The organism is Janthinobacterium fluminis (genome assembly GCF_028595325.1).
GTDB lineage: Bacteria > Pseudomonadota > Gammaproteobacteria > Burkholderiales > Burkholderiaceae_D > Janthinobacterium > Janthinobacterium fluminis.
Genome location: NZ_JAQQXR010000001.1, coordinates 1,124,881 through 1,144,320, shown reverse-complemented (window position 1 = coordinate 1,144,320; position 19,440 = coordinate 1,124,881). Strand labels below are relative to the sequence as shown.

22 protein-coding genes are annotated in these 19,440 nt (G+C 57.9%); 7 read left to right on the top strand and 15 right to left on the bottom strand.

The window, feature by feature from the left end; genetic code table 11:
* Positions 1-6: 6 nt before the first annotated feature.
* Positions 7-1,506: a hypothetical protein gene (locus tag OIK44_RS05010; RefSeq protein WP_273669599.1), complete on the top strand. Its 1,500-nt coding sequence runs from the start codon at positions 7-9 to the stop codon at positions 1,504-1,506.
* A gap of 86 nt (positions 1,507-1,592) precedes the next feature.
* Here OIK44_RS05010 and OIK44_RS05005 read toward each other — a convergent pair whose 3' ends face one another.
* Positions 1,593-1,982 carry a VOC family protein gene (locus OIK44_RS05005; RefSeq protein ID WP_273669598.1) on the bottom strand — a complete coding sequence of 130 codons (390 nt, stop codon included), beginning with the start codon at positions 1,980-1,982 and terminating at the stop codon, positions 1,593-1,595.
* A gap of 542 nt (positions 1,983-2,524) precedes the next feature.
* Here OIK44_RS05005 and OIK44_RS05000 point away from each other — a divergent pair.
* Positions 2,525-3,364, top strand: coding sequence for a PEP-CTERM sorting domain-containing protein (locus OIK44_RS05000; RefSeq protein WP_273669794.1), 840 nt, complete (start codon positions 2,525-2,527; stop codon positions 3,362-3,364).
* Positions 3,365-3,687: 323 nt separating this feature from the next.
* On the opposite strand, the gene OIK44_RS04995 is transcribed toward OIK44_RS05000, so the two are convergent.
* Positions 3,688-5,577 carry a hypothetical protein gene (locus OIK44_RS04995; protein WP_273669597.1) on the bottom strand — a complete coding sequence of 630 codons (1,890 nt, stop codon included), beginning with the start codon at positions 5,575-5,577 and terminating at the stop codon, positions 3,688-3,690.
* Positions 5,578-5,931: 354 nt separating this feature from the next.
* Between OIK44_RS04995 and OIK44_RS04990 the strand changes: the two genes are divergently transcribed.
* A complete protein-coding gene (locus tag OIK44_RS04990; RefSeq protein WP_273669596.1) occupies positions 5,932-6,627 on the top strand; it encodes a hypothetical protein in 696 nt (231 codons plus the stop codon).
* A gap of 238 nt (positions 6,628-6,865) precedes the next feature.
* Here OIK44_RS04990 and OIK44_RS04985 read toward each other — a convergent pair whose 3' ends face one another.
* From OIK44_RS04985 to OIK44_RS04945, 9 genes are all read right to left on the bottom strand, one after another.
* Positions 6,866-7,384, bottom strand: a complete 519-nt coding sequence (locus OIK44_RS04985; protein ID WP_273669793.1) for an alpha/beta hydrolase — start codon at positions 7,382-7,384, stop codon at positions 6,866-6,868.
* 202 nt (positions 7,385-7,586) lie between these two features.
* On the bottom strand, positions 7,587-8,174 hold the full coding sequence (locus OIK44_RS04980) for a class I SAM-dependent methyltransferase (protein WP_273669595.1): 588 nt from the start codon (positions 8,172-8,174) through the stop codon (positions 7,587-7,589).
* On the bottom strand, positions 8,152-8,781 hold the full coding sequence (locus OIK44_RS04975; RefSeq protein ID WP_273669594.1) for a hypothetical protein: 630 nt from the start codon (positions 8,779-8,781) through the stop codon (positions 8,152-8,154). The genes OIK44_RS04980 and OIK44_RS04975 overlap by 23 nt, the downstream gene beginning before the upstream one ends.
* Positions 8,782-8,789: 8 nt before the next feature.
* Positions 8,790-9,596, bottom strand: coding sequence for an aspartyl/asparaginyl beta-hydroxylase domain-containing protein (locus OIK44_RS04970; protein ID WP_273669593.1), 807 nt, complete (start codon positions 9,594-9,596; stop codon positions 8,790-8,792).
* Complete coding sequence (locus OIK44_RS04965) at positions 9,593-10,399, bottom strand: SAM-dependent methyltransferase (protein WP_273669592.1); 807 nt, start codon at positions 10,397-10,399, stop codon at positions 9,593-9,595. Before OIK44_RS04965 ends, OIK44_RS04970 begins: the two co-directional genes overlap by 4 nt.
* The gene (locus OIK44_RS04960) at positions 10,392-12,365 is read right to left on the bottom strand and encodes a RiPP maturation radical SAM C-methyltransferase (RefSeq protein ID WP_273669591.1); all 1,974 of its coding nucleotides are present in this window, start codon (positions 12,363-12,365) and stop codon (positions 10,392-10,394) included. The genes OIK44_RS04965 and OIK44_RS04960 overlap by 8 nt, the downstream gene beginning before the upstream one ends.
* Positions 12,366-12,383: 18 nt before the next feature.
* Complete coding sequence (locus tag OIK44_RS04955) at positions 12,384-13,031, bottom strand: SAM-dependent methyltransferase (RefSeq protein WP_273669590.1); 648 nt, start codon at positions 13,029-13,031, stop codon at positions 12,384-12,386.
* A gap of 30 nt (positions 13,032-13,061) precedes the next feature.
* Positions 13,062-13,865 carry a pentapeptide repeat-containing protein gene (locus tag OIK44_RS04950; RefSeq protein WP_273669589.1) on the bottom strand — a complete coding sequence of 268 codons (804 nt, stop codon included), beginning with the start codon at positions 13,863-13,865 and terminating at the stop codon, positions 13,062-13,064.
* The gene (locus tag OIK44_RS04945; protein ID WP_273669588.1) at positions 13,856-14,743 is read right to left on the bottom strand and encodes a multinuclear nonheme iron-dependent oxidase; all 888 of its coding nucleotides are present in this window, start codon (positions 14,741-14,743) and stop codon (positions 13,856-13,858) included. The genes OIK44_RS04950 and OIK44_RS04945 overlap by 10 nt, the downstream gene beginning before the upstream one ends.
* A 218-nt stretch (positions 14,744-14,961) precedes the next feature.
* Between OIK44_RS04945 and OIK44_RS04940 the strand changes: the two genes are divergently transcribed.
* The 4 genes from OIK44_RS04940 (at position 14,962) to OIK44_RS04925 (ending at position 17,104) form a co-directional block, all read left to right on the top strand.
* Positions 14,962-15,180 (top strand): transposase, encoded by a 219-nt coding sequence (locus tag OIK44_RS04940; RefSeq protein WP_420213816.1) that lies wholly within the window; start codon positions 14,962-14,964, stop codon positions 15,178-15,180.
* Between the two features lie 634 nt (positions 15,181-15,814).
* Positions 15,815-16,246 carry a hypothetical protein gene (locus OIK44_RS04935; protein WP_273669587.1) on the top strand — a complete coding sequence of 144 codons (432 nt, stop codon included), beginning with the start codon at positions 15,815-15,817 and terminating at the stop codon, positions 16,244-16,246.
* A gap of 525 nt (positions 16,247-16,771) precedes the next feature.
* A complete protein-coding gene (locus OIK44_RS04930; protein WP_273669586.1) occupies positions 16,772-16,927 on the top strand; it encodes a hypothetical protein in 156 nt (51 codons plus the stop codon).
* 12 nt (positions 16,928-16,939) lie between these two features.
* A complete protein-coding gene (locus OIK44_RS04925) occupies positions 16,940-17,104 on the top strand; it encodes a hypothetical protein (protein WP_273669585.1) in 165 nt (54 codons plus the stop codon).
* 53 nt (positions 17,105-17,157) lie between these two features.
* Here OIK44_RS04925 and OIK44_RS04920 read toward each other — a convergent pair whose 3' ends face one another.
* The 4 genes from OIK44_RS04920 to OIK44_RS04905 form a co-directional block, all read right to left on the bottom strand.
* Entirely contained in the window at positions 17,158-17,391 is a 234-nt protein-coding gene (locus tag OIK44_RS04920; protein WP_273669584.1) for a hypothetical protein, read from the bottom strand.
* A 274-nt stretch (positions 17,392-17,665) separates the two neighbouring features.
* Positions 17,666-18,175 carry a GNAT family N-acetyltransferase gene (locus OIK44_RS04915; RefSeq protein ID WP_273669583.1) on the bottom strand — a complete coding sequence of 170 codons (510 nt, stop codon included), beginning with the start codon at positions 18,173-18,175 and terminating at the stop codon, positions 17,666-17,668.
* Between the two features lie 112 nt (positions 18,176-18,287).
* Entirely contained in the window at positions 18,288-18,731 is a 444-nt protein-coding gene (locus tag OIK44_RS04910; protein WP_273669582.1) for a DUF411 domain-containing protein, read from the bottom strand.
* 120 nt (positions 18,732-18,851) lie between these two features.
* Positions 18,852-19,205, bottom strand: coding sequence for a hypothetical protein (locus OIK44_RS04905; protein WP_273669581.1), 354 nt, complete (start codon positions 19,203-19,205; stop codon positions 18,852-18,854).
* Positions 19,206-19,440: the final 235 nt, after the last annotated feature.

The window sequence follows — 19,440 nt, the reverse complement described above, 5'->3', positions numbered from 1 at the left end:
GGTTCTATGCCGCAAGCTACGCACATCCCGATTGCCAAGAAGCACGATGGAGCGGTTGGCGCCGCCAGAAGCGTCATCAAACCGGAACACGCCTTTGTCGATAGGCGCCAGGCTACGGTAGCGCAGCGGCAACTCGGCGACCTTATCGCACAAAGCCAGCGTATGGTGACGCAGCGCGCGCAAATGGCAATGATCCGCGGCGAAACTGTGCAGCGGCAGGAAGCGGAAAAAGAGATTTCGTCGCAAGCGAAGTGTGACGCAGCAGCCTGCGAAATACCTGTACAAGCGAGGGCCGAACCTGCACCCAATCGTATTGGTGTTCAAGCCAATTCGTCCGTTATACAAAAGGTAAAGACTGATCATACGGCAGGAGATCTCCATTACGGCATACACGCGGCTCGAATGGCAGGCTATGGCGCTATGCCAAGCGTGGGTGTTCATCCTCTGGCTACCAACCCCATAACGGTGGATAATCTAAATGCTTTGTCCGGCATAACTGCGGCTTTCAAAAGGGGCGATGGCGATTATATGAGAGGCTATTTTGATGTGCTCGCGATGCTCAACGCGCATGTGAATGGCGCCGTGGCTGATAAACCAGGGCGCTGGCTGGATTTCTTAAAAACAAGAATTTCCTATTTGTCAATTGACAAGCACATTGCGCAGATCCAAATGGCGGGAGCGACGGCGGTAGATCCCACAAAAGACCGCCTCAACAAGAACGGAAAGGCGCCAGATGCAACGATAGGGGAGACGAATAAGGGGAAACAAAATGCCATCGTAGCGGCGCATACAAATGGGAAATTGGCAGCGGCTCATGTGAAATACAAGGAGCATGTATCTGCTTGGGTATGGGATGTGTTTTTCAGGCGAACGTCTAAACTCGGAATTGACTTTACAATAAGTGAGGCAAGAGTTATTCACATGAATACCTATGGGCCAGCATGGTCGGGAGGCGCAGCGACTCTGTTGACCGATGCCGCTGGAACTTCAGGGCATTCAAGGCAACCAATTACGCATAGTGAAATGAGGCATATTAACCGGACATATGGAGCAAATCATGCGCAGATAGACGCATATAATATGCCTATTGGCGGTGGAATAGGCCGTGCCGCAGGCGAGGGGGAAATGCTCTCTTATCTGAATACGAGAACACAAAACACCTTCCTTTCTGCCGTCTTAGAAAAAACCAACCTTGACGGGTGGAGGACCAGAGCTGACTCCATGTTCCTAAGCCGTCCAAGCGGGGTTTCGACGATAAGAAAGGAAATTAACTCAGGCCATCCTGGCAACACGAAATTGGAAAATATCAGAGCAACGGCGCATGCCAAGACTGGCCCAGCAAAAGGAAGGCATGCCGACACAATAACATTTTATTCCCTATTAGATAATATCCCGATCAACGTCAGCGTGTACAACCAAGCGGGAACCGCGCAGGCGGTGAATGATGTAATCACAAATTCACTCCAACCGCTCACACATCAAATTATAGGATTTACCCTTCCATAGGGAATTTTTAAAGCGGCAGCCAATACGGCGGGTAAGTCTTTGACCTACACGCCGTCAATGGCAGCCCCGCTCATTGCTCCGGACCGCTAGGGAGTCGCTTCAGCGGGTACGTTGATCACGGCTTCTATGCGGTAACCGTCAGGATCGAAGACGAACGCCGCATAGTAATGATCGCCGTAATCGGGGCGAGGTCCCGGCAGGCCGTTACAACGTCCTCCGTGCCGCAGCGCGGCCGCGTGAAACTGGTCAACCTGTGCCGGGGTAGCTGCCGCGAAAGCCAGATGGAAGCCGTCTCCGGGAATACTGACCTCTGCGGCCAGCTTCAGGCATAGCTTGTCACCACCACCCGGGTAACCGTAACCAACGGCCTCGTCATCAGCAAAAACACGCTTATAGCCCAGCGGCTCCAGCGCTGCATCGTAGAACGTGGCGGCTCGGTCCAGGTCGGCGACCGCTATTGAAATATGGTGCAGCATGAAATGCTTTCTGTAATAAGGTGGTGCGTGGAACGATAAGGCCCGCTGCGGGGGATGGCAATTGCTTGAGCACACCAGGGACGGCCGCGGCCAGCACGGCAGAGGAGAGTCTTTTCGTTGCATCTTCAGGTAGGCCGGCATAAAGCGCAAGCCTGCCGTCGGCCGCCTGCGCGCAAGGATGCCAACATTTCCAAATGAATGATAGTGCATATTAATACATTATATTAACTCAATACTCTCCATAACGCAGGCTCAGGGGCAGGGGGCTTGCGCCAACAGGTTGGCCAGCCGCAGAAGTTCGGTGGGGTTCACCTTGCGCGTGGTGCGCGCCTGGGCCGGCTCGACCGCCCGCTGATCACCACAGCAGGCGATAATCGAGCTGGCGCCGCGCAGTGGATGGCGGGTACACAACTATTTTCCTTAAAAAACCAACAAAAATTACTTAATTTATACTTGGCTCAATGTGCAACACGTCAGGCGGGCAGGGCCGATGCTACTATGAATCTTCCACTTCTACACGGGGAGAGACGATCGTGAAACACATGTTGAAGGTGTCTGCTTGTACCGGCATGCCGCTGTCCACGACAAGTTCGCGTTGTACGCAAAGAACGGTTTCAACAAGTCCCGGAAATTTCATCGCAGCTCGTCAACACAGCGCGCTCAGGCTGGCCATGCGGGCCGGCATCTTGGTTGGCGCGCTAGCACTGCCTGCCATGGCGCAAGCGGTCGTGATCGAATTTGGCGTGAGCGGCATCGTCACCGAAGGCGAGGACAAACTGCGGCTGTTCTCCGACTCAGGGGAAGCGATCATCGGCAAGCCGTACACGATGAAGTTTCAGTTGGATATCGCGACGCTGAGCGATTTCGGCAGCCAGACCGGGATCGGGCATGGCGCCAGTAATGTGGGTACTCTTGCCCCGGTGAGTTTTCTAGGCGAGGTCACGATTGGGGGCCGCAGCTTCAACTGGGTTCTGGACCCGGACAGTCATGCCTACCTGTATCTCGGACATAAAGAAACTGCAATAATGGAGAGTTCCGGTCAATACGGCTGGAGAAAAACTTATGATGTCTGGTCCACGATCGGCTTGTATGCCGATCCGTCGGTGGGACCTTACTTTAACAGCCTGGATTTCGAACAGCGCATCGAATTCAAGGATTTCGTCGGCCGCTGGGGTAACAGCGCCTTCTTCGGACTGACCTCTACCGTGCCGCGTTTTCCGGACGACGAGGGCCCTTATGTAGGAACTACCACTTTCGCCGGCACCGGCACCTACGCCCTCTGGCAGGTGCGGCCAGTGCCGGAACCCGGGCAAGTCGGCATGCTTCTGGCCGGCCTGGCCCTAGTGGCGGGTGTAGCCCGCCGCGCGCGCCGCCGCGCCTGATCGTCCGGCAGCCGCTGTTCAAGACGATAGCGAACTTCCGAAAGGACAACGGCAAGGCCATCTGCAATGGCGTTGAGGTCTGCCGTTCAGACGTCCCCTAGGTCCGCTTCGGGGCGAAAGCTGCCTGTCACCGGACATGATGTGTCTGGTCAAGTCAGAGCTATTACAAGCGGCTTAAGCATAGTCATGTTTGCTGTACCTAGGCTAGCGGCGTCTCGTTTAGAGACAATCGTTGGCCGGCGCCTGAGCAAGGTCGATCATCCTGTTATCATTTTTTCTTTGTCGTTTTTCTCGGGCCGAAATTCTCTGCTTCGATTTCGCAGCTACATGATCGGAAAAGCCAGGCTGGCTCCACGGAACGACCCGATCCGTCGGTTCCAAAGCTTGATATCCCAGGCTTCTTCCATTTGAAAGTGACTGTTCAAGGCATAGAACCATTGCTTGTCCGGATGCAGAGGGTTGTCATCGCCATGTGTCGCGCTCCATGCCATAAGCGCACTCGACAAGCGATTTGGATCGTCGAGCGCCAGACCGCGCAGATCGGGCGCCATCACCGTCGCGCTTTCTTTAGTAAAAACGGTGATTTGGCCACGTACGAGATTACGGAATGTGTTCCACTCATAAAACGCAATGCCATCCTTGACTGCGAAATCGAGGTTCTCGATCGTATGGATCACGATAAATCCGGTACTCCGCTCGAGAAATGCCGTATCAACCTTGGCGATGAAGGCCGGCGATGCACCTGCCTTTTGCAGGGATTTGCGGAGCTTGTCGACGAAGATCTGTTTACCGAATTGCGCTTTTGTGCCCATCAACTGGTCAACCGCATGGTCGAGCTGTTTGTTCCTTGTATATTCGTCAAACTCGTCACGAAAATGGGGCAGCAACGTTGCCACCCGATGCTTGATCTGGCAGAAGTACAGGCGCCCGAGCTGTTCGTCGGCGACCAGAAGGTCTATATCGTATTTACCCTCCTTGTCGGAACTTGGTTTGACTTCGGGCCCGAAGCGGAACCGACGATCCTCCACGCGTTGTTTCAAGTAGGCGGGAATGTATTTTTTATCGAACCAGTCGCCACGCGTTTTCATGGCCACCAGCATCGGCTTCAGGTAGGAGCTTATCGCATACTTCAGACCGAGCAGTCCCATGCGAATGTTATCTGGTCCGGATCGCACGATGAGTGCCTCGCCTTCTCCCTTGTTCTCGGATTCCTCTAGCAACGCGCCCAATTCGTCTTGAGAAAACCCAGCCGCGTGGACGGCCGCTATAGCGTAATCGTGGGGCAATGCGGCGTTATAGGCGAACATGGTGTCGCGAATGGACAGCGTCTTCGAGTTTTCGTAACTCTTGAGATAGAAGTAGCAGATCAGTTCCGTCTTGCGATAAATCGCTTCGTAATGTTTCTTGTCTTTTGCATAGATCAGGGAAGAAAAATCTTCGTGGAATGAAACGTATTTATCCAGAGTGTTTGTGACGAACCACTGAAACGCAGGCGCGTGCGCCTTGGCTGCGCGTTCGAGCCATGCGCCGGATGACTGTAGTTGGCTGACCACCGCCTCGCGCAGGCTGAGGTCAGCAATATTGCTCTGAAAACTCCAGTGATGTCCGAACCAGTACAAGCGCAACGCCTCTTTGAGATCCTCGTCGCAGGCAAGCTGGTAGTGTGATTTGGGGCAGAAGGGCACGAAGATGCCGGCCATGCAGCAGACGCAGCACCAGGCCAACGCGTACAACGAAACAAAGGCTGCCTGATCTTGCGCCGGCAAGGCCCGAAAAGAAATGCCTGCACTGGCGAGATCTTCGATTGCCTGGCCGACGAAGGCCTCCTGCATTTCGAACATGCGGGCGTCTGCAGGGATGACCTCGCGCCGACCGGCAACCACGTAGGCACACAGTGTTAGGTGGCGCAGACACAGCCTGAAGAATCGGCGCGGAGCCTTTTCAGGCGTGATGATCGCGGCACAATAGCGCCGTGTTTTTGCAAAGCGCGCAGGTAACTTACCTGGCACATGCTTCGCGAGCAGATCTGGGTCACAGGCCCAAGGCCTGTACATCAATTTTCGTGCGAGGAGTAGCTTGTCGCCGTCCAGCCGGTTGTAAATGAACTCAAGAAGATACATATATTGAACGAAACAGGTTTGTTGCGATGTTACGCCATATAAACGTGCCACAGAGCAATTTTCCGTTGATGCCAAATTGGTGATGTCACTCAACCACGTTCTGATGGGGTATCCGAAATGAAGAACAAGTTTTCAATGTAGCGTAGTTTCTTTACATGGGGCGAGTTCACCAAGGCACCAGTGACTGCGACTGACCATGCGACTGCCCAATAGCGCGGCAGCCCGTGTTGATCGACAAGAACTGGCCCTGAAAGGCTCGGTGAAATATAGGAACCGGAAAGTTGAACAAGCATGAGCGTCCTTTTCAGTGTACGCAACGGTTATACATACCATCCGCCATATCCGTGTTGCGTTGAGCGAGCTCAACGCAACACTACGTTAACTACAGAAACTTCGCAATCTTGGCACTTAGGGGCGCTGTTGCGTCGAATCAGCATAGGAGCAGTCTTGAAAACACATGACTTAAACAAATTGCAAGCAAAGGGCTTCTTCCTAGTCGATGAGCGTATACAGGGCAAGTTTGACGACGTGAGCGCAATCCTGCCGTTGGATGAATTGGAAGATGGCTTAGATATCCAGATCCATCAAGACTTTCAAAATGTATACGAATTGAAGGGCCAAGGGCGAGGGCACGCCAAGGTAAATGAACTTGTCGAACTTCAATGGTTCACCCCGAAATGGAGTATCCGAAAGTGCCGCCGTGGCCCCAATGGTCGGGTGTGGAATACGGTCGCCAGTGGTGAAGCTGAGAACGTGGATACCGCTGTAGCGGCGGCGTTCGACCAGCTAATCCAACTGTTTTCATCTTTCCGGCCAATGAAAAAAGTAGAGTTCACTTTGCTGTTGGATCACGATGGGTACTGGCTGGTGGATGCCGCACAGGCGGCACAGATCATAGAACAGCCAGAACAATTCCGAAACGGCTCAATCAAGCATCCAACGAAGATTGCAGCGTGCCGCCTGGCGATTGAAAAAGCGGCAGCTTTGGGCGCAACAGAATTGCACATTTACGGCCAAGGTACGACCGCAGCGGCAAAAGAAATTCGCAAACGAGGCATGAAACCATTCATCTATATCCGTGATACCTTATCCGACCTGACCAGTGCATATTCGATTGCGCGGCAAAAACCTGTTGCGCGTTAAAAAATGCCGCCATGTTGCGCAAAACGCTAACGAAAGCACTATGACAATCCAGCCTTAAAACGTCGAAAAACGCAACATTTCGCAACTACCGCCACTTCGCATAATTTATATTATGTAAAATTTAGGATTCAACCGAGCACTACGTTTTTATTACGATACTCGTCCGTCCGTTGAAGTAAAAGTGCCCGATTGGCGGAAGCAAATCTGCCAAAGCCGTCGCTCGAGCATCAATCTGTCCCTAGCTATCGGCCCAGCTTTCGCGGTCGTGGCCGTATTCATCGACATTCCACACATGCAGGATGTCGTGCTGCTTCAGGTAGCGATGCAGTGTCTGTGACACCGCGATCAATCCGTCCTTGCTTCCGCACGAAAGATACAGCAGCTGCAACTGGCGGCGCGCCTGCGCAGGTTCGTGCAGCAGCACCTCCCCCGGCCGGGTGTTGGGCGCGGACGAGAAGCCGGCGATCCAGGCAAAGGTATCCAGATGGCCGAGGCCGATGTTCAGCGCCTGTCCCCCGCCTATCGACAGTCCGGCGACAGCGCGCTGGCGGCGCTCAGCGCGGGTCGGATAGCTGCGGTCGATGGCCGGGATCAGGGATGCCAGCAGCTCCGGTTCGAATCGGGTGAAACCGTCCACGTGCGTGAGCGTGAAGATGCGGTCGGCCGACGACGGGCTATCGTCCGCCAGCACGAGGCCGTTGGGCATCACGACGATCATCGGCACCGCCTTGCCGGAGGCGATCAGATTGTCGAGGATTTCGACGCTATGGCCACTCCGACGCGTTCACCGGGAGTTGGCAATTTTACTTCACGACTTTCGAGGGTTGTCAGATTTACTTCACGCACAATTGAAGTAAATCTGACAGTGGGAGGAAGCGCAACACTATCAAATCAAAGACTTACGCATTTGGCGGGGCGCCAGTTTTACCTCACTGGACGGGTCGTGCCATGTCGCAATCTCACACCCGCACCAACCAGGATTTGGCGACAGGCTCCTGCGTCGCATGGACGCGTCGACGCAGTCCGGAAAAGAAAAAGTCTACCGCCGACTTCACGCCATACACTGCATCACCAACGCCATCGACGTAATCATGCCCGCACATCAGCCCACCCGGCCGCACTTTCGAATACCAGTTCGCAAGGTCCGCCATCACAGACTGGTACGCGTGGTTTCCGTCAAGGTAGACGCAATCAATCGACGCATTCGGGAAGCCCTGGCTGGCTTGTACGGAACACGCCCTTAAGATGCTGCTGCGCGGCCCGTAGGAACCCAACAACGCGCTTGCGTATCTGAACCGGGTTTCCTGCTCCTGCGCTGGGACGTTGCAGAGATCATTGTACAAGTGCAAAGGTTGCGTACTCCAGGGATCCACCGAATACAGCAATCGACCGTGCCAGTACCTGAGAATGTGGTCGCTGAACTGGCCCCATTCCACCCCCACCTCGACGGCGATGCCACAGAGGCCGAGGTGGTTAAGCAGAAACGGAAGCTGCTCGCGACAACTGATGCTTGCAACAGAGGTGTCATTCCACCTGGTATCCATCATGCCCGCTCCCCGGCAGGTGGAAGGAATAACCGCAATAGGCCAAGATGGCGGCGGCGCAATCGTCCCAGTTGCCGCCGCTGTTGTCGAGGTGCAGATACGGCAGCTCACTCATCAGCAGCGCCCGGCGGCGCTTGGCCTGCGACTGTCTGACCGCTGCGATCGCCAGCAGCCGACCACCGTAATACTCGTCCATTTCATCCGCCCAGCCGGACCGGTCAGGGCACAGCACCGAGCGCTGTTCGGTCAACGCCGGGCGGTAGTCGAGTAGCACCTGTGCCGCACCTAGCGCATTCAGCGCCCGATCATACTGCCGTACCAGATGCCAGTGGCTGAACAAGGCATACACGGTCAGATGAAACCGCTCCAGCACCACCAGCGCGCGCTCGTCGTCCCGCCGCAGCCGTTCCACTGCTGCGAATCCGGCGTCGAGTCCCGGAAAAGCCGGCCGCTCGCGCCACGACGGTACGCGCACGTCCTCCAGAAAACTGCCCATGGTCAAGTCCTCGTCGATCACGTGTACCGGATGGCCGACCCGCCGGCCCCAGTCGGCCAGCATGGCGATGGTCCGACTCTTGCCGGTGCCGGTGACGCCTTCGATGATCAGCAAGCGACGCATCAGACCGTAGCCGGCCGCACGCCGCGCATGACGGCATCGGCGCGCGGCATGATGTCACTGAGAAAGCGCACCTCGAGCGGCGTCAGGTCCGGGTGCCAGACGTCAACGATGAGGATCACGCGCCATTGGTCGCTTTTATTGAACGATTCGTGCAGAAAGGTGCTGTCTGCGGCAAAGCACGTGCCGGCGCGCAGCTCGCGCGTGCTTCGATCAAACGTGATCGTCGCCCCCGGCAGCGACACCAGCGGCAGATACAGCGTGGTGACGAAATTGAGTTCGTCGCTGTGCAAAGTGATGGCGGTGCCCGGCCCGACCACCGAGAATAGCGCCTCGCGCGACACCTGGCACTCATCCAGGCTGCGCAGCGCGACGGGCGTGTGAACGGCGGCCAGCGACTGGCGCTTGAAGTAGCGCTGCAGATACCAGGCGTTCCAGGCGCCGTTCAGGTGGCCGCGATCAATGCGGCTGTCGCCCCAATGCGCCTCCCCGGGCCGCGTGTCGAACACGCCTGCGGTGACAAGCAGGCGCTCGGCCTCGGCCCGCAGCAAGGGATAGCGCCGTTGCAGCAGCTCGGCCACCGGAAAGCGGCCGGCTTCCCAATACGGTTGCGCGCTCAGGCCCGGCATGTACATGCGCCGATGCAGCCGCCGGCTGGCGGCGACCGGGTCCGGCGCGCGCTCGCCGCGCAGCACTTGCAGAAACACTTCAATGCGCTCTCCCCCGCTGCCGTCCAGCGCCTCGGGGTAGTCGTCGGCGGCTTGCGCGGCGATCTCGGCCAGCGCCCGTTCGCGTCGTGGGTCTTTCATGATGCGATCAATCCTTCGATGGCGTTCGGGTCGATAAGCTGCGCCTGGAAGCGGCCGTCTAGCACCTGGACCGGCCGCGCCGGCGGCAGATACAAGGTCGAGTTGTAGTTGGCCAGGTGGCCGGTGCCGGCTAGTTCGGTCAGCGTCAGCCGGTGCCGCGTTTCCGCATGCGGGAAGCCCATGTCGCATTCGATCAGTTCCACTCCGTGCTCCGGGGGATAAAAGCCCACCAGATAGCGCGCCAGCAGCGCCAGCCGACGCGGATGGTTGCTTTGCGAACGCGTGATGAATCCGGAGCCGAAGCAGCCAATCTGGAAGATCAGGACCGGCACGCGGTTGTCGGGAATGAGCTGGTACGACACGAGGCGGTTGGCGTCGAGTATCTGCAATCCGGTGCTGCCGATATCGGCCGGCATCGACAGCAGCAGCACGTCGATCGCCGACACCCCGGCCAGCACATTGACGCGCACGCCCCAGCGCGGCCCATGTTCGCGCAGCAGATGGGTGGCGGCGACGTAGATCGACGGATGCCCCATCACCACGAACACCACCCGCTGCGAGGCCAGGCTTTGCGCCAGCAGGAAGGAGACGATCTGCCCGTACACTTCCAGGTCGAGCGCACCCTCGCGGTACATGTGGAACAGCCCGTGGGTGTTGGGGTTGATGCGCTTGATTTCATTGACTGCCTCGACCCCGGTCACCAGATGGTAGACCACATCGGCCACCGCGATCACCTCGACGGTTTCGAGCGTCATGTGGCGGGCGCCCCGGATACCCACGCCGACGATGTTGATCTCAGTCACGGGTCACCTGTAGCGGAATGATTTTCTTCGCGCGCTCGCGTGCCCCCTGGACGGCCAGCATGGCGTCCTCGCCCCCGGTCTCCTCCAGCACCGGATACAAACTGCGCCGGGCCGACACCGGACCCCAGGGGATGGCCAGGCCCAGCACCTTGCCGCCTTCGGCGAAGGCGATGCGGGCGTCGCACCATTTGGCGATCCAGCCATCGATCACCGCGGCGCTCAAGGTCGGGAAGCGCGCGTGTAAATGGCGCACCGACACGGTGGCCGCGCATCCCAGGTAGACGTCGCGCTCGGCGCCCTCCAACCAGTGGAAGCGCGCCGCCGCCCAGCGGAAGTCGCGCACTTTGAGATAGGTGCCGCCGTCCTGCAGCGACAGCAACAGGCGCCCCTCGACCTTGCCGACCATGCGGTGGTAATGCTCGCGCCACTCGTCGGCGGCGTCCTGCACGCGCTTCCACAGCGGGCGCAGGCGCTCCAGCGCGGGGCTGTCGAACGATTGCTCGGTCAAGAACACCGTCTCGTACAGCTGCGGCGGCAGCAGCATCCGATACATCTCGTAGCTGCGGATGTTCTCGATGCCGAAACTGTGCGGCTGCTTGTACGCCGGCGATTGATACACCAGCGAGAAGCTGGTGGTCGAGAGCGGATAGAACGAGCGCGCGAAACTCATGTTCTCCAGCTCGTCGAGGATGTCGGCCGCCTCCATGCCGGGGAAGTCGAGGATCAGGTTGGCCGAGTTCTGGATGCCGTGCTGCTCGCACAACTTCATCGCTTGCAGGTTCTGGATGGTGGTGGTGCCCTTGACCATCTTCTTCAGCATGCCGCTCGAGAGCGCCTCGATGCCGAATTGAATGACCCTGGCGCCGACCTTGCTCAACTTGCCGATCTGCTCCGGCGTCACCGACGCGCGCGCCTCCATCCACAGGTCGAGGCCCAGGTCGAGTTTGCCGAGTCCTTCGATGAACACGTCGGCTTGCTTATGCCGCAGGATATTGTCGACCACCGTGAAATCGGGGCACTGGTGGCGCCGGTTCAGCTCCGCGAACAGCGCGGTCGATTGTTCCACCGGCCGCTCGCGATAGCCGTGCCATTGCAGATTGAGATTGCAGAAGCTGCAGCTGAGCATTGGGTTCTTCAGGCTCTGATCCCACCAGCAGCCCCGATTGGTTTCCACCGGGATGCGCACCCTGCCCTTGGCCTCGGTTCCGCCCGGCATGCCGGCGAGCCGTTCGAAATAGCTGCCGTAGTCCGGCACCGGCAGCTCGCCCATGTCCGGCAGCTGATCGACGTCGTGGTGGATATCGGCCGGCGAGTTTCTATGGAACACGCCCTTGACGTCGACCATTCGGCCCGGCGCGACGGCGGCCAGCGCATCGATCAGGCCGACCAGCGGACGTTCGCCCTCGCCGTTAGCGATGTAATCGATGAAGTCGAAGCTGTTCAGCAGGCTGGCGCCGATCTTGCCGGTCACACCAGGCCCGCCCAGCACCACCGGCACGTTCGGCGCGCGCCGTTTGATCTCGCGCGCGGTCAGCAGGGTGGACATCGATTGCGAGAACACCACCGACATGCCGATCAGACTGTAGCACGACCAGTCGACCGCGTCGAGCCGGCGCACCAGCCCGGTCCGCAGGGTTTCGATGACGCGGCCGTAGTCGAGGTTGGCGAACAGCGGATCGTCGCCGCGCGATTTTTCCAGGAACACCTCGATGGCCGGGCGCTGCTGCGGAAACATCAGATAGGCGAACAGCGCTTCGCCGATCCAGCTGACCGAGATGCGCTTGCTCAGGTGCATTCCCAGGTCGCCGGACAGCTCAAGAAACAGATCGAAACAGTCGACCTGCACCCTGGGCCGCTCGCGCCTGACCCAGGCGCTCAGGGTGCCCAGCTGAATCGATGGACTGAACGGGTCCTGCCACGGCAGGGATAACAACGCGATGCGGGAGGTGCTGTCGGGGGCTGGCATGGCGTCTGGCCTCTTCCATCAAAATACGAACAAGGTGGTCTCGGCATCGACCCGCGCCAGCCAGGCTGTGGCCTGTTCCAGTGCGAACTGTTCGATCCGGGGCTGGTCGCCCACCATACGGAATAAGTTGAGCGGGTGCCCGGCAACGAAGCGCCGGTGCAGGCGCTCGATCAGCAGCGGGCGCTGGCCATCGGGCAGATAGGCGACGCTCCAGATCGCCAATGCCCATCCGGCGCGGTCGTCGTCCCCCGCCAGCCATAGGCGCGCGTCGACCAGGCTGATTTGATGGGCCAGCAGATCGATGCCGGTGGCGGCCATGAAATGGTCCAGCGCGCTGGGCGCGCCATGGATACCGACCGCGATGCCCTGGCTTTCCAGATGGGGGCGCAGCCAGACGGTGGCCGGATTGGCCGCCACCGGATGCCCGGCCACCGCCAGCCCGACGCGGCCATGCCGCAGCGCCGCATTGCGCAAGGCCTCGCCCAGCCGCGCCACGAAGCCGTGGCCGTTGCCGGTGTCGAGGCGCGCATCGAGATCGACCGCGTTCGGCCACTGCTGGAGGAAATCGGCCCGCACCTCCAGCGGCAGGCCGTAGTGGCCCAGCCAGCAGCAGCGTTCCAGCGCGCGCCGGCCGGCCAGCGTCACCTGTCCGCTACCGAGTCCCATGCCCACGATCTCGACCCCCGCTTCCACCGCTCACGTCCAGCGCACGCCGGTGAGCTTGGCGCCGGTGAAATTAGCGCCGTCCAGCAGCGCGCCGCGCAAGTCCGCGTCCTCCAGATTGGCCTCGCTCAAGTCGGCGCCGCTCAAGTCCGCGCCGCGCAGGTCCTGTTTGGAAAAATCGGCGCCTTTGAGGATGGTGCCGCGCAAACGCACGTTGGCCGGCTGCGCCTGCATCGCCGCCGTCACCGCCGCGTACATCGCCGGATCGATGGCCGGCGCGCAGCGCACCGCCGCCGGGTTGTACATCGATAGATCGATGGCCGGGGCGCAACGCACCGCCGCCGGGTGATACATCGACGGATCGATGGCCGGGGCGCAGCGCACGGCGGCCGGGTTGTACATCGACGGATCGATCGCCGGCGCGCAGCGCACGGCCGCCGGATTATAAATCGACGGATCGATATGCTGGCCGGGCTGCGGCTGCTGGGGATAATACACCGGCCGATTTAAATCGCCATGTGGGTCGTTGGGGTTGGTCATTTTATCGATCTCCATAACTGGGTTAAGAAAGGGATACGCGATGTCCGACAATTGTCCTGTATTGGGATCGCGCCGGTAGCGTGCTTGCGCACGGATTGCTTCAATCGATCGGTGAACGTCGATTCCCAGCGCCGCATGGTCCCAGTTCACCTGCCCCAGGCGCTGCAATTCGCCAGAGCTCAGGTCATAGCCGCGCCGGTGCGCATCCTCGGGACCGTCAAAAGCGGCGATCTCGCCCGGCTTGATGACATCGTTCGTCAGATCGAGGTATAGCTGCTGGAGGTCTTTCAGGCCCATACCCGGCCTCGCTCGGCAAAGTTATTCCGCGCCTCCACGTGCGGCCAGAAGAGTGTATTCAGGATCTCGAGGTTGTGGAACACCACCCACGGCTCGGCGCCGATGGTTTCGGTGTACATCGCTTCCAGCCCGGTGCAGCGCGGCAGCAGGGCGCGTAGGCAGTCGACCGTGATCGGATTGATCGGCCCGGCGTAGTCGTCGATCCAGGTCAAGCCTTGCGCGTCGCCGACCATGCCGCCGGCTGTGTTGATCTCGCCGACCGCTTCCAGCGGAAACTCGTCGATCCGGTCGAGCATGGGCGCCTGGCGCAGCAGGTTGTAGCTGACGTAATGGCCGATATCGAAATTCAGTTTGGCGCCGGTCCGTTCGACGAAGCGGCGGAAGAAGGTCGCCAGATGCATCTCGTCCGGTCCGGGTGCATAGAAATGCGGTACTTCCGGGAAGAACGGAATCGGACTGGCGCGCGTGATCTCGTTCATGCGCCGCACACAAACGTCCAGGCATTCCTCGGTCAGCAGCAATTGCACGTAGTTCGGATGGCCGGCTTCCTTGGTGCGGCCAAAATTGGTCACGATCACATCCTCGGTGGCCCAGGCGGGCGACCACATGGAAGCCACCTCGGCGACGCGCGGCAACTGATCGGCGAAGCGGCCGTCGGCATAGGGCAGCTCGAACTCGCCGCCCGCGTGCCACACGTAGCGCAGACCCGGCGGCAGTGCCGCGCGGATCGTTCGCAGAAATTCAGGGGTATAGTTTGCGTAGAGGTAGATCGTCAGATAGCTGCACAGGCCGCGGCGATAGGCCTCGTGGATGACTGCAAGCGCCTCTGGTTCGCATAGATCGTTGGCAAGTCCAATTCCAAGAACATTGCTTGACATCGTATTCTCCCTATCAACCAGCCACGGAGTTCACAATTTCATTTCAGTACCCAAGACAGCGCGAAAGCAAACGATATTTTATCTTTAAAATTGGCATAAGCGACAACGGAAATTTTTTACTGTTGTTTTTCATTTTGTCTGATTATGTTCGTTCGTCAGAACTTTGCTACCCCTGTTGAGTCAACCCTATCAGGATGGCAGAGCCACCGAAAGGAGCGATGATGGCGATCAATGGGATTCAGTTTCAGAAGGGACTGTCGTTGCCTGCGTTCTTGCGCGATTACGGCACTGAGGAGCAATGCGAGGCGCTGTTCATCAAGGCGCGGCTGCCAGACGGATTCATTTGCCCTTGCTGCGGCCATGGTGCCGCCTACGAATTCAAGCGGCGGGAACTACGCTACTGGCAGTGCGGGGCCTGTCGGCATCAAACCAGCTAGAACCGTCGCGCCAGAGCTTCCGCCCCACGTTGACCGGTCGAATGTCTACATTCCTCAACCAAGGGACTTCGACAACTTGAAGGAAATGACGACAACAACACTGCTCGATGCAGCGGTGAAGCTGATCCTTCCAACACTGCTTGGGATGCACAAGACTGAATCACCACGAGTCTGCTAGACACCCGCGAGCCGTTCAAAATGCCTTCGTGATCCGATTGGATTTCATGGGCACTTCGGGTCCGAGAATTCGGTCGGTCAATGGCCTATTTCAAGCGCTCCAGAAACCGCACTCCGAGCGAAGGCCGTGGGGGGCTTTGAGAGCCATGTGAGGCCGAATCTCATTGTAATCTAAAGCCATGCATCCAACGAAGGGCGCAACTGCTGCGATGGCTGCATGCACCGCTAGACCTGCTCAATCGCCTATCGGTGCCCTTCTCCCGCTGGTGCCGTCCCATATTCGATTAGTTGGCCCGGCGTCGCAGACCCGGCACACAACTGGTCGCGGAGCTGGAACAGACGCTGGCAGCCAACCCGGTCGCGTTTCCAACGCTCATAGTGATTTGGATTGTGTCACTGGCCGGTGATGCGCAATCGAGCTTGGTCGTCTTGATGGGCGCGCTCGGGTGTGGGGGGATTGGTCTGCAACATCAGCACGCGAGACCGGCAGGCTGGCTGGGCCGCCCTCGGCGCAAGTTTTCCTGGAGGATCCGAGCGGCGTTTCCTACGGCAGCTGGCGGGCAGCGGCATACTCGGGCTGCTGTTTTGCGGAGGCATCGTACTGCACTGGCTGCTCGAATGCCCGCTGGGCGCGGTAGCCCTGTGCAGCGGTCTGGTGTTGTTTAGTGCGCTCGCCACCGGGCTCAGCCACCTGTCCGGCCGGCCCCAGCCTTTTTTATTCCTCCTGATGCTCAGCATGTTGACCTCCATCCTGTTAAACGAAGTGCCAACCTTCGATACCTTTGGGATGCACAGATTAATCGTTGCCTCGACGGCGCTCTGGCAAGCCGAAGCTGGCATGGCGCTGGCGGCTGGCGCCTTCCACTGGATGCGCGGCCGTGCGCGATGATGCAAAAGGGCGGAAAAACCAATATTGGGCACCTCGAATAACTGCTGATGTTGGCGCAGATTGCGCGGGCGGCGATCGAACTGGACGAGGAACGCCATCGGCCCCACCACCATCGCGGCCTTTTTCGGCGCCGCTGTTGCCAATTTCGGTGGTCCCGACGGACCACGGGCGTCAGAACGCCTCGACCTTGGCCTCCTTCATAACCGCCGGCACTGCGTCTTCGTAGCCCAGCGCCCTCTCCTCCTTGTTCAGCGAGCCTGCACGATACTCGCGTCTATCATCTCTCCGCCGCGCACGATGTAGCCGTCCTTGGCCGGTAGGTCTTGATCACGAACATTGGCTCAGAACCGGAGTGCCGTCATCATGCCAAGTTCGGCTTGGGTTTTTGAGGTAGATCCTAAAGATATGAATTTTAAGAGTAGTCCTACATACAGAGCAATTACAAGATGCTATTGTCATTAAAGCATCATTACGAATTAATTTCGGGTAAGATTTTTGTAGTCAGATTAAATTTTCGGGGGCGCAATGCGAGAAATTACCTTGGAAGAATTAGATGCAATTAGTGGAGGCGAAACGACTCCGAGGGATGTGGGAATTGCGGTTGGGAAAGCTATTCGATCAGCGGTTGAATGGTGGAAAACCATGCCAAAAATTCGTCCAAATCCTGAAATTTTAGCCTAACAAGGAAATATCATGAAAGAATTGTTACTTGTAGAAATTGAAAATGTATCTGGTGGATTCGCACCACTCGCGGCATTGGCGGCTATTGCTGCAACATCAACAATTATAGCAAATAGCGGAAAAGTGGTTGATTTCGCCAAGGGTGTCTGTGAAGGATACATGAGGAATCCCCAATAATTTCATTTCAATATTTTAACATAGGTAGATATTTCATCTACCCATTCATAATTTCAGGTTGGTTGCAAAATGTTTCCAAAAAAAATATTTCTATCGTTTTTGGCGCTAATGATATCTATATTTGGAACGTTGGAATTTTCATTGATTCTTGATGTTTTTTTAATTAAAAATAAAGCCACCTCAATACTTATTCCAGCCTTCCTTTTTTCATTGATTGGCAACATGTTATTTTTTGTTTGGAAAAAAACAAAAGATAATACACCTAGCATATGGAAGCGTGTATGCATGCCTTTCCTTTTGCCATTATTGTTAACTGGGATAGTTAGCATGATATATGTTCCTGCAAACCGCGAATCGTCTATTGCAGAGGTTAGCGTGGCGGCAATTTTTATAATTATTTACTTTATCGAAAGCAAGAAAACAAAAAGAATGAGTTGAAAAACCATCGAATTAATGAATAATTCGAGAGTCATTCCTCTTCTGAAGAATCAGAAACTGAATTAATGTCCGCCCCCAACCTCAGTGAATGCATGCCTGCCCGACGCGTTCTATCTCCTCAAACTAAACTGCGCGAATTCCCTGCTCCCGACTTGTTGCCAGCCACTCCATTTTCTGGACGCTGATCTCCGGGTGACTGGCCAGCGCCTCCCATTCCGGCAAGTAAGCGAAACCCTGCCGGCGATAGAAACTGGCCGCCCGCAGGTTGTCCGGAGAGACGCTTAAAATCACGCGGACGTGTCCGGCGGCGATGGCGCGGGCTTTCACCGCGTCGACCAAGCGGCCAGCGGCTTCCGAACCCCGGTAATCGGGGTGAACCCACATGGCAATCAGATTATATTGCCCGCTTGAATCGACGCCGCCGCCGATTAAGCCGACCGCCTCCCCTTCCCTTATGGCGAAAAAGAACTCCGGTTGCGTTCGGGCCGATGCGCGCTGCCGCCATTGCGCTTCGTCGTTGTCGACAAGCGCCGCGTAACTGACGCCGAATGCGCTTGGCGTATCGAGAAGCGAGGCAAGTCGAATGGTTTTTAGGATTTCCCAGTCGTCCTCATTGCTTGGGCGAATATTCATGGCTGCTTGGAATCACTTCTTAGGGGGGAAATATGTATCTTCCCATGGAAATATTTCCCATGCAACAACAGCCTCACCGGATACGCCAAGGCCCGCGGTCAGTGTTATCGGACTAGCGTTTCGCGTAAGTGCTGTATTGTCCGTTCGGCTTGATTAACAGCACCTCGTAGTCGACCTTGTGCGGCCCCTCCATGCCCGGTGAACCTGCCGGCATGGACGGCACCGCCAGGCCGCGCGCTTTCGGACGTTCCTTGAGCAGCTTGCGCACCAGGTCGGCCGGCACATGTCCTTCGATCACGTAGCCGCCGACATGGGCGGTGTGGCAACTGCCCAGTTCCATCGGCACGCCCAGTTTTTTCTTGATCGGGTCGAGATCGTCCATTTCATGCACCTTCGGCGCGAAGCCGTTGGCGCGCATGTGGTCGACCCACTTCGTGCAGCAACCGCAGCTGGAACGTTTGTAGACTTCGATGTTCTGCGCCGCCGCGACGGTTGCAGTGCTCAACAGGGCTGCCGTGACGAGCAGGCGGGCGGAAATGCGGTGATGAAATTTCATGTTGTTTCTCCAAAGGTGAAGCGGGCGAGCCGCAGCTGCCCACGCCAGGTTTTACTGAATACGTGATGGTGATGACCGGCCGCGGTGGGCGGAGCGGCAAGGGCTTACGCTGTCAGGAGGTCAGATTCGGAAACAACAATGGCGCACGGCCAACGACGGGGCGCCGCGGCGGGCCAGGGGGGAATGTCCGCTGCGATGCGGGGCCGGCAGCACGGCGCTGGCCGCTTCGGCCATGCGGTGCACCAGCAATACCGGGAAGAATGCCGCGACGTCCGGCGCCGCAGTGCGGTCCAGCGATTGGCTGGGCGGGCTGCAATGTTCGTCGCACAGGCCGGGGCTGGCATCCGCCTGCCCCATGCACCCGGCCATTTCGTGGTCGGCCATCGTCGCCACGGCCGCCATCGGTACGGGCGCCAGGCCCTCGCAGGCATGGGCGGCCACGGCCAGTTGCATAAACAGCAGGCTGATCAGCACTAGCAGCGCTGCGATGGTACGGCTCCGGCGAGTAAGGTGCATAAGTGCCTGGTGTCGCTTGCGATGAAGGCTGGCCGCGCTATTCGCGGTGCCGGTTCATGGTGACGTCGAGTCTAATCAAAATTTTCTATACCGCAAAATTGTACAGCATTCCCCCGGGCAAGCGCTAATCTTGCTGCGCGGCCGCGCGGACATGCATACAAATCAAGTAAATATCATTTTTGATAATTCGATA

Excerpts from the sequence above, each read along its gene's own strand:
- OIK44_RS05010 (WP_273669599.1), top strand. The coding sequence starts at position 7 with ATGCCGCAAGCTACGCACATCCCGATTGCCAAGAAGCACGATGGAGCG.
- OIK44_RS05005 (WP_273669598.1), bottom strand. The coding sequence starts at position 1,982 with ATGCTGCACCATATTTCAATAGCGGTCGCCGACCTGGACCGAGCCGCC.
- OIK44_RS05000 (WP_273669794.1), top strand. The coding sequence starts at position 2,525 with ATGTTGAAGGTGTCTGCTTGTACCGGCATGCCGCTGTCCACGACAAGT.
- OIK44_RS04980 (WP_273669595.1), bottom strand. The coding sequence starts at position 8,174 with ATGATGGATACCAGGTGGAATGACACCTCTGTTGCAAGCATCAGTTGT.
- OIK44_RS04970 (WP_273669593.1), bottom strand. The coding sequence starts at position 9,596 with ATGAAAGACCCACGACGCGAACGGGCGCTGGCCGAGATCGCCGCGCAA.
- OIK44_RS04960 (WP_273669591.1), bottom strand. The coding sequence starts at position 12,365 with ATGCCAGCCCCCGACAGCACCTCCCGCATCGCGTTGTTATCCCTGCCG.
- OIK44_RS04955 (WP_273669590.1), bottom strand. The coding sequence starts at position 13,031 with ATGGGACTCGGTAGCGGACAGGTGACGCTGGCCGGCCGGCGCGCGCTG.
- OIK44_RS04950 (WP_273669589.1), bottom strand. The coding sequence starts at position 13,865 with ATGGGCCTGAAAGACCTCCAGCAGCTATACCTCGATCTGACGAACGAT.
- OIK44_RS04945 (WP_273669588.1), bottom strand. The coding sequence starts at position 14,743 with ATGTCAAGCAATGTTCTTGGAATTGGACTTGCCAACGATCTATGCGAA.
- OIK44_RS04940 (WP_420213816.1), top strand. The coding sequence starts at position 14,962 with ATGATGGCGATCAATGGGATTCAGTTTCAGAAGGGACTGTCGTTGCCT.
- OIK44_RS04930 (WP_273669586.1), top strand. The coding sequence starts at position 16,772 with ATGCGAGAAATTACCTTGGAAGAATTAGATGCAATTAGTGGAGGCGAA.
- OIK44_RS04925 (WP_273669585.1), top strand. The coding sequence starts at position 16,940 with ATGAAAGAATTGTTACTTGTAGAAATTGAAAATGTATCTGGTGGATTC.
- OIK44_RS04920 (WP_273669584.1), bottom strand. The coding sequence starts at position 17,391 with ATGCATACACGCTTCCATATGCTAGGTGTATTATCTTTTGTTTTTTTC.
- OIK44_RS04915 (WP_273669583.1), bottom strand. The coding sequence starts at position 18,175 with ATGAATATTCGCCCAAGCAATGAGGACGACTGGGAAATCCTAAAAACC.
- OIK44_RS04910 (WP_273669582.1), bottom strand. The coding sequence starts at position 18,731 with ATGAAATTTCATCACCGCATTTCCGCCCGCCTGCTCGTCACGGCAGCC.